The 12,720-nt window shown below is 45.5% G+C and carries 11 protein-coding genes and 1 tRNA gene; 3 read left to right on the top strand and 9 right to left on the bottom strand.

Annotated features, from left to right (window positions below; translation table 11 throughout):
• Positions 1 to 46: 46 nt before the first annotated feature.
• Positions 47 to 1,324, top strand: a complete 1,278-nt coding sequence (locus K7R11_RS04465) for a UDP-N-acetylmuramoyl-tripeptide--D-alanyl-D-alanine ligase (RefSeq protein WP_224488976.1) — start codon at positions 47 to 49, stop codon at positions 1,322 to 1,324.
• A 58-nt stretch (positions 1,325 to 1,382) separates the two neighbouring features.
• Here K7R11_RS04465 and K7R11_RS04460 read toward each other — a convergent pair whose 3' ends face one another.
• From K7R11_RS04460 to K7R11_RS04450, 3 genes are read right to left on the bottom strand one after another with little or no spacing between them, the layout of a single operon-like run.
• A complete protein-coding gene (locus tag K7R11_RS04460) occupies positions 1,383 to 1,976 on the bottom strand; it encodes an outer membrane beta-barrel protein (protein ID WP_224488973.1) in 594 nt (197 codons plus the stop codon).
• Positions 1,973 to 2,620: a DUF4136 domain-containing protein gene (locus K7R11_RS04455; protein ID WP_224488971.1), complete on the bottom strand. Its 648-nt coding sequence runs from the start codon at positions 2,618 to 2,620 to the stop codon at positions 1,973 to 1,975. Before K7R11_RS04455 ends, K7R11_RS04460 begins: the two co-directional genes overlap by 4 nt.
• A 16-nt stretch (positions 2,621 to 2,636) precedes the next feature.
• On the bottom strand, positions 2,637 to 3,122 hold the full coding sequence (locus tag K7R11_RS04450; RefSeq protein WP_224488969.1) for a hypothetical protein: 486 nt from the start codon (positions 3,120 to 3,122) through the stop codon (positions 2,637 to 2,639).
• Positions 3,123 to 3,319: 197 nt separating this feature from the next.
• Between K7R11_RS04450 and K7R11_RS04445 the strand changes: the two genes are divergently transcribed.
• Positions 3,320 to 4,522, top strand: a complete 1,203-nt coding sequence (locus K7R11_RS04445) for a glycoside hydrolase family 53 protein (protein ID WP_224488967.1) — start codon at positions 3,320 to 3,322, stop codon at positions 4,520 to 4,522.
• A gap of 4 nt (positions 4,523 to 4,526) precedes the next feature.
• On the opposite strand, the gene K7R11_RS04440 is transcribed toward K7R11_RS04445, so the two are convergent.
• From K7R11_RS04440 to K7R11_RS04420, 5 genes are all read right to left on the bottom strand, one after another.
• Complete coding sequence (locus K7R11_RS04440) at positions 4,527 to 5,693, bottom strand: serine hydrolase domain-containing protein (protein ID WP_224488965.1); 1,167 nt, start codon at positions 5,691 to 5,693, stop codon at positions 4,527 to 4,529.
• A gap of 5 nt (positions 5,694 to 5,698) precedes the next feature.
• On the bottom strand, positions 5,699 to 6,301 hold the full coding sequence (locus K7R11_RS04435) for a hypothetical protein (RefSeq protein ID WP_224488963.1): 603 nt from the start codon (positions 6,299 to 6,301) through the stop codon (positions 5,699 to 5,701).
• Between the two features lie 95 nt (positions 6,302 to 6,396).
• Complete coding sequence (locus tag K7R11_RS04430; RefSeq protein ID WP_224488960.1) at positions 6,397 to 7,245, bottom strand: LytTR family DNA-binding domain-containing protein; 849 nt, start codon at positions 7,243 to 7,245, stop codon at positions 6,397 to 6,399.
• Positions 7,246 to 7,287: 42 nt separating this feature from the next.
• Entirely contained in the window at positions 7,288 to 8,511 is a 1,224-nt protein-coding gene (locus K7R11_RS04425) for an OprO/OprP family phosphate-selective porin (RefSeq protein ID WP_224488959.1), read from the bottom strand.
• A 12-nt stretch (positions 8,512 to 8,523) separates the two neighbouring features.
• Positions 8,524 to 10,275: an amidohydrolase gene (locus K7R11_RS04420; protein WP_224488958.1), complete on the bottom strand. Its 1,752-nt coding sequence runs from the start codon at positions 10,273 to 10,275 to the stop codon at positions 8,524 to 8,526.
• Positions 10,276 to 10,629: 354 nt separating this feature from the next.
• On the opposite strand from K7R11_RS04420, the gene K7R11_RS04415 reads away from it, so the two are divergent.
• Positions 10,630 to 11,445, top strand: coding sequence for a DUF5694 domain-containing protein (locus K7R11_RS04415; RefSeq protein ID WP_224488957.1), 816 nt, complete (start codon positions 10,630 to 10,632; stop codon positions 11,443 to 11,445).
• 676 nt (positions 11,446 to 12,121) lie between these two features.
• Here the strand turns inward: K7R11_RS04415 and K7R11_RS04410 are convergent.
• A tRNA-Val gene (locus tag K7R11_RS04410) sits at positions 12,122 to 12,196 on the bottom strand.
• Positions 12,197 to 12,720: the final 524 nt, after the last annotated feature.

Raw genomic sequence — 12,720 nt, 5'->3', positions numbered from 1 at the left:
ATAAAAAGCCCTGAGAAATCAGGGCTTTTTTATTTATTTTAGCCCTATGAATATTACAGACCTGCACACGCTATTCCTCAATGCCTCCGGCGTATCAACAGACAGCCGGAAGATCGCCCACAACACCATATTCTTTGCTCTGAAAGGCGATAATTTCAATGGAAACCGCTATGCGCTGGAAGCCTTAAAGAAGGGGGCTTCCTATGCCGTGGTCGATGAGAATGTAGACCATAGCAATGTTCGCCTTATACAGGTCGATAATGTTTTACACACCCTTCAGGAACTGGCCACCTTTCACCGCAAGTATCTGAATATACCCGTACTTGCCCTGACCGGTAGTAACGGTAAAACCACCACCAAGGAACTAATCAAAGCTGTACTCTCTGCCAAGTACAAGGTAAAGGCTACCGTTGGCAATCTCAACAACCACATCGGTGTACCATTAACCATGCTCTCCTTTGACCATTCCACAGCATTCGGAATTGTTGAAATGGGCGCAAATCATCAGAAGGAGATAGCAACCTTATGCAACATCGCGTATCCGGACTACGGCCTGATCACTAACTACGGAAAGGCTCACCTGGAAGGATTTGGCGGTGTGGAAGGAGTGATCAAGGGGAAAAGTGAAATGTACCAGCACCTTATTCAACACCATAAAACCATTTTCTATAACAGCTGCGACCCTATTCAACAGGAAAAATTAAAAGATTACAAGAACACCTATGCTTTCGGGCATTGCGATGGTGCTGATTTCCCAACAAAATACCTGAGCAGTGATCCCTATGTAAAGTTTATGGCCGGCTCCACAACGGTGAACACCCAACTCACCGGAGGGTATAATTACAACAATCTGGCCCTTGCTGCCGCCATAGGACACTTCTTTGAAATTGACGCCGAAGCCGTTCGGGAAGCGCTGGAGGCTTACAGTCCGGATAATAACCGTTCTCAGATCATCAACAAAGGAAGAACACAGATCCTGCTTGATGCCTATAACGCGAATCCCAGCAGCATGGAGGCCGCGTTGAAACATTTCGCTACTTCCCATCCAGGAAAAACCAAAATGGTGATCCTCGGGGATATGTTCGAACTGGGTGACGCAGCAGCAGATGAACACCAGAAAATTACCTCTCTTTGCAAAGAACTCGATCTGGAGGAGGTGATCCTGGTCGGAAAAAATTTTAAGGCGTGTACTACCCCATACCCCCAGGTAGCCTCCTACGAGGATCTAAAAGCCTACCTGAAGGCACACCCGGTGGCCACAGAACAACTTCTTATAAAAGGTTCCCGTGGAATGGCTCTGGAACGGGTTTTAGATTTAATATAATTTATACAATCATCGGGGGAGAGACTTCCACCGGTGATACCCCATTTTAGCCAGAACCTTAAAAAAAGTACACCCAGCCAAGATCAATTGCCATATAGGAATGTTCATCCAGGTCTTTCGTATCGAAGGTTTTGTTGTATTTGTATGCGAGCTTTATCCCGTTACTACTATTTAAACGGTACATAAATCCCACTTCGGGACGAATAGCAAAAAACCAGGTAGTTGTCCTGTCTGCAAAAATTCCGAATTCAGTTTCCCTACCTGTGTAAATGGTTCCCAGACCAAACCCTACAAAAGGCTCGAATTTTTCATTAACCGCAAAAAAATAGTTCGCCCCAACCAGGATCGGCATACTGAAGAGGCTGCGATTCTGATTCCCGGTAATAGAGGCTGTACCCTGGGTAAAGGTCCCATAGTCAAGGTCTTCATAAAATGAATTAAACCCTATATCAAAACCCACATATAGTTTGCTGGAAACCTCTTTCCTGTATTCCAAAGATGTACCCAGCCAACTAACCTTCCCTATATAATCGGACATCCCTGACGCAGGGATCCCTACAGAATAATTTATGGCGGAATATTCATCTTGAGCAAGGATATTATTTGAGATAAGCGCTATAGCGATTAAAAAAATTAAGTCTCTTATTTTCATGGCTTCCTTAAATATGATGATTGAATAAAACTCTGATCAATGGTATTCTGCAACCTGGTATTTATGGAATTGGTACTTCCTTCCAATAGTCCATTGATCACAGCGGTCCATATCACAGGAATGGTCTCATTGGCCCCAATACCATCGGGATAGGTCATCTGTATCAAAACACTCCCTGAACGATATCCGCTGATCAGGGGAGGGTAATATCCCGGATACCACCAGCCCCAGCCGGGCCCATACCCAGGATAGCCCCACCAATTCCAATACCCCCAATCGTAATAATAAAAAAGATTGGTCGTGGTCATGACAGAAACCAGTACGACCACATCCGGATTATTATCTTTAGATGTTTCCGTCCATCCATATGCATCCATATTTTCACGGATCTTTCCCAGAATAACCGAGGCATATACATCATCAATAAATTCGGGGTCCTGCCCGGGTTCATCAAAATCTTCGTCCTTTATTTCTATCACCTTATCAGGGATGCTGTAGGTTTGCAATCCGGAAAACTCAATTTGTTCAGAGTAATTGGTATACACAACATCCAGTTCATCGACATATGTAACATCGTCCCGCTGGCACGATATGATGCCTAAGCACAACAGTACGAGTACTATGAAATTCATTTTTCTTTTCATCTCTTTTAAAATTTTATCATCCGCGAATTTGCTGCAATTCGTCAATAAACGGGATTCCGCTTTGCACCTCTATCCTTATCACGGATTCTATATATCGCTCGGCCTGAATAAATTTACTGGCCTCCAGGGGACCAACCGCCTTCTTCATTCGCTTATAGCACTTTAGCTGAAGTTTTTCCAGAGCCATGTTGTTCTTAAATAGACGTTCGGTTAATTCATCGGCTTTTTCCCCGCTAAGTCCGTCATAATTTTCTGCATACTCCTTGAGAATCTGATAGCGATCCATACCCAGATCCTTTCGTTCGATCATGTAGGCATCGTATACTTCCCAGAAACTGTTTGCAGCCTCCCCTGAAAGCCCCATGTATTGGTCGATCATTTCTTTTTTATCCAATCCCCAGGCATCCTGGATCAGTTTAGCCTCCTCATCCGAAACTTGTGCCTGTAGCGGATACGCCATAAGACAGATCAGTACCCCAAAAATTACTCCTACTCTTTTCATTTTATATATATTTAGATTTTACATTGAAATTACTTCAAACATCAGTATTTCCTGCTCTAATGCGCACATTTTTAGATGTTTACGACGTTTTTACCGCTGTTAAACCATGTTAAAATGCCACCCTCTCCATTTCATTTTTATCTCATTAACATCTATCTTGGCGGAACACTTTAGTAAATACCCGGCCAACCAATCCAATGAGAACTCCGTTTAAGACCACTATCCTCGCTGTATTTATTTTACAGTTTCTCACAGCATGCCAGACAGATGCCTCCAAAAAGGCGACTTCCATTACGCCCACATCTGAACCCGGCGCTTCTCTTTATGACACTCCTGATTTTTTCTATGGGGCAGACCTTTCCTATGTAAATGAACTGGAAGACTGCGGAGCCATCTACTACGATCACTCCAACACGAAAAGAGATCCCTACATGATCTTTAAGGAGGCCGGTGCCAACCTTATACGATTGCGCCTTTGGCATGATCCGGACTGGACAGAATACAGTACATTACCGGATGTAAAGCGATCGATAAAAAGAGCCAGGGCATCCGGCATTCCTGTTTTGCTGGATTTTCACTATTCAGACGACTGGGCCGACCCTCAGAAACAGGAAATTCCAAAGGCCTGGGAACATCTGATCAATGACACCGAGTTGCTCGGTTCAAAACTCTACGACTACACCTATACCACCCTGAAAGAACTGAATCAGGAGGGATTATTGCCTGAAATGGTACAGGTAGGAAATGAGATCAACGGAATGATCCTGAGAAAAGGGGAATCCAAAGACAGTATTAACTGGACGCGCAACAGTTACCTGCTCAAAAAAGGGGTTCAGGCGGTCCGGAAAATTACTGAAGAGACGGGAAAAGATATCGGGATCATGCTTCATATTGCACAACCCGAAAATGCGATCAGGTGGTTCAGGGAGGCTAAAGCACATGGGATAACCGATTATGACTGGATCGGAATTTCATACTATCCACAGTGGTCTGATCATAAATTGGAAACGCTTGAAGAAGCCCTTTCCGGATTAATCACCACCTATGATAAAAAGCTGATGATCGTAGAGACCGCCTACCCGTACACCCTTGACAACGGAGACGCAGCCAGCAACATCATGGGTGAGAATGCCCTGCTGGAAGGATACCCTGCAACCCAGGAAGGACAATTGGACTATTTGCTCACCCTCAGGGATATCGTAAAAAAGGCTGGAGGCCAGGGCATTGTGTACTGGGAACCGGCATGGATCTCGAGCAGTTGTGAGACCCGATGGGGAAAGGGATCGCATTGGGATAATGCCACCCTGTTTGATCAGAATGGAAAGGCGAACCTCGGCATGAATTTCTATTACAACGCCCTGAATTCAGATAATACAAAGTCTCATCGCTACAACCCTTAACCCCTCAATCTGTTAAAAGCGTACTGAAGATCTCCTCTCTGATCACTTCGATCTGATCATGCAACGGACTATAGGTAACCGTTCCCAGATTAATTGCAATAAACATATAAAGTTCCTTTTCCGGAAAATAATACAGTTCACACCCCGCGCCCAGGCCACCCCCGCTATGCCCGATCGCCTGGAATCCCTGAATTTGTCTGGTAGCCAATCCCAGTCCGTAGCGCGGGTTTCCCGACTCATCTTTTACCCAGGAGGTCATCTCGGTTAACGCTTCATCTGACAACAAACGACCATCCCATAACGACTTTAAAAAGGTAACTGTATCCATAGGTGTAGCGATCAATCCATCATCACCAGCCATTCCGGCCACATTAGCCCTTTGTAAAGCAGTGACGTTTTCGATGGTACCATTACTGAACCGGTCCCAGTAACTCTCCACTAAAAGTGGATTATCCAGATAGCCGTTCGTATTTCTGTAAAATGTATTTGTCAAATGAAGAGACTCGAAAATACGCCGCTGCATATAAACGCCGTGATCGCCAGTAAGATGATCGGCAATTAAAGAAAGGATCACATAATTTGTATTTCGATATGCATACCGCGTACCCGGATCGAAATCAAGGGGCTTACCAGCTATATAATCAAGATACTCGACCGGCTGAAAGGTATATTCCGGGTGTTGGAGCAGATAACTTACATATCCCGGGGAATAATTATACTCGGGATATCCTGAAGTATGATTAAGTAACATTCTTACGGTTACCACATCCGACTGGGGTAATTTTTCGAGAATTACATCGGGTAAATACCGGTTAACAGGAGCATCTAATTCCAATTCCCCGTCCTCCTTAAGTAACATTATCACTACGGCAAGGTAAGTTTTGGATATACTTTGCAAATATTGCAGGTGGCATGCACTCATTTTGGTTCCCGATTCTATACTGGCTACCCCTGAGGAATAAAAAGATTCCCCTTCAGGTCCAGAGGTTGCCAATACTGCACCTGGAGCTCCTGATCTGGAAAGCGCATCTACCAGGGAATCCAGGCGTTTATTATTACTCAGATTTAGTTCGACCTCGCAAGGAAGTGTGTGCACAAAGTCCTTAGGGGAAACACAGGAAACTGTGAATCCGGCCATTATCAATAGAAATAAAATCAGCCTTCTTTTCATGATCCTTATTCTTTGAAATACATCCCGATTCCCGCCTCGAAAAATGTATTTGGAATCACGGGTACATCAGCGTTAAATCCACTGTGAAGAAAAACGTCATAAGCCAGGTATGAGCTAAGATACGTTTCCGCATCTAACTCATTCCAGGACAGGTAAACCCCAAAGGGAACACTGAGCATTCCCTTTGTACGGGATGCTGGACTCCATTGCCCATCCATATTTTTCATTGAAGGATTAGGTTTAAACAACCAGGTATAACCAATGCCTCCCTTGATTCCACCCAATACATCAGCGTACAATGCAGGTCTCCAGAGCATCTGGGAATATACAGAAAACCCATTTCCGGATCCCCGGTTAAAAAAATACATGATATTGAACTGCTGGGTCCAGTGCTCACTTTTATTCCAACTCACTTCAGTCCCCAAGCCTACTCCTATATTCATAAAGTTACCCTTCAGATCCTGAAATGGCATGGCCAGATTTTGGAACTTGACAGAAACCATTAAAGGGAAATTGCGAAAGGAGGCGGAAGGAGACGTATCCGATTGACCACTTACGGAAAATGCTACGATAAATACCCAAAAAAAGAGAAGGGACCTCAATGTCATAGTGATTTTGATTGATAATCCAAATCTACATGACTTAACCACGTTTCAGCCATTAAAATCAAAGGAAATTCCGTAAAATGCACCAAAATCACCCGTCAGGCGACCTGGTTTATTGCAAACCATTTTTTAAATTCAGGAGCCCTGGTTCGACTTACGAACGCCTGCGTATTAACCACTTTCTTCGTCTCGAAGAAAATAATTTCAAGCTTTCTGGTTTCCATAACATGGAACCCCTTAATCGATTTTCGATTCATGATGACTCCCCTGTTCAGTCTGAAAAAGTCAAAAGTCGGAAGGGAATTCTCCAACTCCTTCAAGGAGATATGGAGAAAGTACTGCTCAGCCTCGAAAGTTTCTATTAAGGTATAGTCACCATCCCTGCAAATGTGGAATATTTCCCCAAAGGGCACTAATACTTCCTTATTACCGGCCCGCACGGTAAGACCTTCCGGTTTTCGAACTGCCATACCTTCATGTTCAGTCGGAATGATACTTCGATTATGGAAATACAGGGTAAGATAAATTCCATTGATCACCAGAAACCATATACTGATAATAAACAGATCGAAGGTATAAAAGTCAACGGAAGCAAATTCGCCCTTAAAAATCAGACTTAACATTTCTGTAGTGAGACTTATCACCAGTAATCCAACCAGGGTTGTGAAAAAAACCTGAACAAGAATACGTTTTGACGGTTGAAAATGGAATGGCAGTTTCTCATCCAGCAGAATGATAAGATGACGTACCGACAACCAGGCCATATACCCCTGCAGAGTATCCAAAGTAAAAGTCAGCAACAGAAAACCATTAAGCCTGATATTGGAGTAGGTCAGATAATAATTAAATCCGGCAATGAGCGGAATCAAGATCAGGAATAGTTTTATATCAGGACTATAACAATTCCAGTAAGTAGATTTTAAATTCAGGGAGCATGCAGATTTCATGCTCCTAAATTATCAAATTTCTACTTTTACAAGAGAAATCGCCTAAAAAGATATATCCCACTGCACCCGGACCCGGAACTCATCCGTCACGGGAAAAGTGGGTCCTTCGAGTTCGAGCCAGGTTACCTCGGCAGTTAATTTATTCCGGTGTCCCGCAAAAAACCAATTCACCCCGAACCCCAATTCCTTATGCAAATTATCCACAATACGTTCCTCGGGAGTATACCAGGCATACCTGGCCGCGACCTCCAGGGGCTCAGGCACGGCTTCCCAGGCCTGATGTAAAAAATATCCCGCCTGGAAATAACTCCCTTCGAGAATGGTGGTCTGCCCCAGAACACGATCCTGTATCTCCTTATAATGTGATTCGTGCTGCCAGGAGAACCCCCGATACATGAAAGCGGTCTCCAGTAAAAGTTGATTCACCCTGTACTGGCTATCGACTCCATCTTCGAAGCCTACCAATTGTCCTCCGCCGGAAGTGGAGAAACGGGTATAGGGACTCCTGTTGGTAACCCCTGCGACGGCAATGATACCTTCCGGCTTTTCGGTAATGGAAAGGTCGGAACCCGTAAAACCGAGCTCACGACCGAAAACATTCCATTGCAGCCTTCCCACATACATAAGATGCTCGTCATCGTTGGAGGAGTTCCCCCTTCCTGTCCCGGTAAGTACAGAAATATTATAGCTAAGGTCAAAAAGCTTTTCAGGGAAGATCCTCCCATAAAACTCCACCCCCTGCTGCCGGTCCACGGTAAAAGGCCTGTTGATAATGGAGCGGTCCACCAATTGTTGTTTCCCTGAGGAGATCACCCGCTCGCGGGTAAAATACGTTTTCCACTGGCCCACCTTTAATTTAAAAAATGGCCACTTCTCCACCATCACCCGAAAGTCCAGCAAATTCCCCCCTACCACGTCGTATTCCCAGTAATATTTTAACCAGGGTTTATAGGCATGTCCACCGATCTTGAGTCGCGCCCGGTTTACCTCGAATACATGGGTTTGATTATCCTGGAAATCTTCAAAGGTGATCGGGTCCTGATCCTGGGGGTAAGCATACCTGAACTGCAACCTCGATTCTATCTGAAGGAGAAATTTGTCATCAGGAGTACTGAACTGGAATCCCTTCCCGGTATAATCCACCCAGGAAAAATCCTCATCAATGGTTTGCTGAGCCCATCCGGTAGCGGACACTAAAAATAAGAACGAACAGAGAAGACCATGCGCAAGGGCATACTGTTTTCTTTTAGGGAATAAATTGATCATTACAAACAGCGTTTATTTCATTGCGGTTTCCTCGCCTTTCCATTTATAAACTGTCTCACCCTCCTTGATCGTCTCCAGCACCCTGATATCCTTAAGGGTCATCGGGTCCACCTTCAGTGGATTTTTATCCAGGATAACAAGGTCGGCCAGTTTTCCTTCCGTCAGGGTTCCTTTACTGTCTTCTTCAAAATGCTGCCAGGCGCCCCAGCTGGTAAACGTTTTCAAAGCCTGGTAGGGTGTTAACCGTTCGTCCGGCCCCATTACGGTTCCTGAACGGCTTACCCGGTTCACTGTGGTATGCATAACCATCATCAGATTTGGCAGGGCTACCGGAGCATCGGTATGGCTGGTCACCGGAATCCCCATTTCTAAAGCCGAATTGATCGGACTGATCTGTTGGGCCTTTTCAGGACCAATGATCTCCTTGTACCAATCGCCCCAGTAGAAGGTGTGCATGGGAAAAAAAGATCCCACCATGTCGTATTTTTTCAAGCTGTCCAGCTGATTCATCCGGATGAGCTGCCCGTGGATCAGGGTGGTTCTTCTGTCGGTATTTCCATACTGTTTTACCGCCTTATTCATTGCCCGGAACAACTGATCGGCAGAGGCATCGGCATTGCAATGGATCAGAAGCTGCCAGTTATTGGCAAATGCAGTATCAACTATTGCCTGAACGTCTTCATCATTGGGAATGGCCGGATAGCCACTATACCCTTCCTTCTGACCGTCCGGGGGAATCAGGTAAGGTTCCGTTCTCCAGGCGGTTCTTCCCTGTGGAGAGCCGTCCAGGGTAAGTTTCATACCCCCTATGCGGTAATGATTCCGGTAATTTCTACTGTTCCAATCGGTATGCAGGTATTTGGGAAAGGCATAATCGATATAGGTCACCACGTCGAGCTTCAATTTTCCGCGCTCAGCATAATCGGCCAGTTGTTCATGATTTTGCATGGCGCGTCCCTCCTGGGCCGTGGTATACCCAAAACTAAAGGCCATTTCCTGCCCCTTGTCCATATAGAAATCCACCATTTCCTGACCACTCGGGCTCAAGGCCTTTAACATGGCCGGGATCGCCGCCAGCTCTTCCAATACTCCATTGGGCTCCTGTGAACCTTCTAGCCTTCTTATGACTCCTCCATCCGGGTCCATGGTACTGGCATCGTAACCGATCAATTCCAGTCCTTTGGTATTAACCGAACAAAAATGACCGCTAATATGGGTAGCCATAACGGGGAGTTCTGAGGAGACTTTGTCAAGATCCTCCTTAGTAGGATGCCGTCCTTCCTTCAAAACCGCATCATCATACCCCATTCCGATGATCCAGCCATTGGTCATATCGGTACCATTTTTCTCATTCCATTCCCGCATGGCAGTTACTAAATCATCCATGGTATTCACATTCCCGTCAGGTTCTGCCAAAAGATTAGCGGTGACCGCCTGAGCTCCTAAATTGGCAAAATGCACATGCCCATCCACAAACCCGGGAACCATGGTATGCCCCTGCAAGTCCACCTCTTCTGCCTTTCCGCCATATTGATCCATAGCGCCGGCTTTGTCTCCGACGTAAACGATCTTTCCTTCGCGTTGTACCAGGGCTTCCACATACTGTGGCTCTTCTCCATCCATGGTGATGATATCCCCGCCGTAGAATATGGTTTGCTGAAGTTTATAGGGTTCTGCAACCGCGTCCTGTTTCTTTTCTGAAGATTCTTTGCAGGATGCCAGCATGAAGAAGCATGCCAACAAATAAATTAATCTGAATTTCATAATGACAATTCTTTAAGAAGCAGGAAAGTTAGGGAGGGTATCCGGGGAGTAAAATAAAAACCCTAATGTACTGATTTTCTTCTAACTAAACACGTGTTCTGCAAGGTATAAATCTTACATCTGGAATCGTATAGCCTCTATCTCCATAACCGTTTTTAAAAAAACAGGCTCCCGGAAACCTATATACACCTTTATTTGATCGAGGCAGGACTTTCCAATTCCCAATTATAACAGGCGGAGTAATGCAGGCACAACTCCCGTAGAAATCAATACGAGCCTCACCAGGTAATTCTAAAACTGTAACAATCAAGAAGAAGGTTCGTCACTTATATAAACTAACCAATAACACGAAAAATGAAATTTCACGCTATTTCAGCAGTCACCCTGATCTTCCTTCTTATCACCTTATACCCCATTATTTCAAACGCACAGCCGGCATCCCAAAAAAAGGAAGTAGCCCTGCTCGGCACCTTCCATTTTGCCGGAAGCAATGACATGGTTTCTATGAACATCGAGGGCCTCAACAGCCCGGAAAGACAAAGGGAAATAGAAGCACTTTCCGTGAACCTGGCCGCTATGAAGCCCGATAAGGTCATCCTGGAGTACCCGTATGGAAAATCCAAACTGGATTCCCTTTACGGGGAGTACCTCAAGGGCAACCACCAGCTCTCTATTAATGAAAGGCAACAATTAGGCTTCAGAATTGCCAAGATGCTGGGCCATGAACATATTTATGTGGCCGACCACCCCATGGATATTGCATTCGGGCCATTGATGGAATACCTGCAGGAGAGCAACAAAACATCCATTTTAGACTCATTGGTAAAAGATGCGCAGGAACTCATGTCATCCTGGGAAGCGGTCTATAAGAAAGGTTCGGTTTCCGACCTGTTATCGGAAATGAATACCCCGGAATCCGATAATGAAAATAAAAACATTTACCTGGAAGTATTTAACCGGATAGGTGGCTCTGAAAACAACATTGGAGTAACGGTCGTTTCCAAATGGTGGGAACGCAATTTCATCATCATGAAAAATATCGACCTGATCACAGAACCCGGAGAGCGTGCCCTGGTGATTTTCGGACAGGGACATACGGCCATACTCAAGGATTTCTATGGAAGTCGTAAGGATGTGAAGCTTTTGGATATTCAGGAGTATTTGAGGTAATGAGAGAGTAAAGTGGAGAGTTTGAGTTTGGGTTTGAGTTTGGGTTTGGGTTTGGGTTTGAGTTTGAGTTTGGGTTTGAGTTTGGGTTTGAGTTTGAGTTTGAGTTTGGGTTTGAGTTTGGGTTTGAGTTTGGGTTTGAGTTTGGGTTTGAGATTGCCATTAATACGTCCTGATTGCATATGAAACCTCTCCTACCCCTTCAGAGGGAGTGGGCCATCCCTGTCTTCGGCTGGCTGGAAATTCTGCAACTACCGCCGGGTAGGAAGATTGCACGTACTAAGGGTGCAGCAGGAGGAGGGGGCTTGTTTATTTAATGCTGCGGTATGGAAGGGTAATAAAACGCTGCGCCTTGTGATCCAAGGAGGGGGCGATACTTAACCTTATGTACATGACGTCAAATCTCAACAAAAAACGGAACCTACCCTCCCCCTGCATGGGGAGGTGGATGCACCAGGGGTGCAGCCGGAGGGGGTGGCTCAAGGCTGATATGCTTTGTTTAAGGAATGGGATTACGCCCCTCCAGGGCGTGATCCAGGCTAAGGGGATGATGCAATACCAAAATCCCGGCGCATCCTGCACCGAGGTTTTTTTATGCCCACACGCTTCGCTCAAGCAAGCTTGGCTCGCTTATGGGTATAAAAAAATCCCGACAGTTTCCTGTCGGGATTTTGGGTTGTGGGCGATACTGGATTCGAACCAGTGACCCCCTGCTTGTAAGGCAGGTGCTCTGAACCAACTGAGCTAATCGCCCTGATTGCGGGTGCAAATATAAAACAGTTTTTTATTTCTGCAAGGCTTTTTTTAAACTCCCCTGAAAAATAATCAGGAGGATGGAATTGGCAAGGCTACCCAAAAACATCATGACTGTTCTAAGTGCTTTGATGATTGTTAATTACCTCATGAACCTGACGACAAATCTCAACAGAAAACGGAACCTATCCTCCCCCTGCAGGGGGAGGTGGGTGCACCAGGGGTGCAGCCGGAGGGGGTAGCTCAATTCTTTAACCCTGCAGTAAGAACAGGCTTACATACCTGCGCGTTGTGATCCCGGGAGGGGGCAATGCTCAACCCTAAAATCCCGGCGCATCCTGCGCAATAAGCCCTTGCGCCAGCCGGCTGCTTTACTAAAAAAAGTCCACCGGACTTTTTCTTAACGTTCGCCCCTATGCCCACACGCTTCGCTCAAGCAAGCTCAGGAGGATTACGCCCTTACAGGGCGTGATCCAGACTAAAGGGATGTTGCAATACCAAAATCCCGGCGCATACTGCGCCGCA

The organism is Robertkochia flava (assembly GCF_020166515.1).
Classification (GTDB): Bacteria; Bacteroidota; Bacteroidia; order Flavobacteriales; family Flavobacteriaceae; genus Robertkochia; species Robertkochia flava.
The sequence above is the reverse complement of the archived record's forward strand: the minus strand, read 5'-3'. Positions and strand labels throughout refer to the sequence as shown.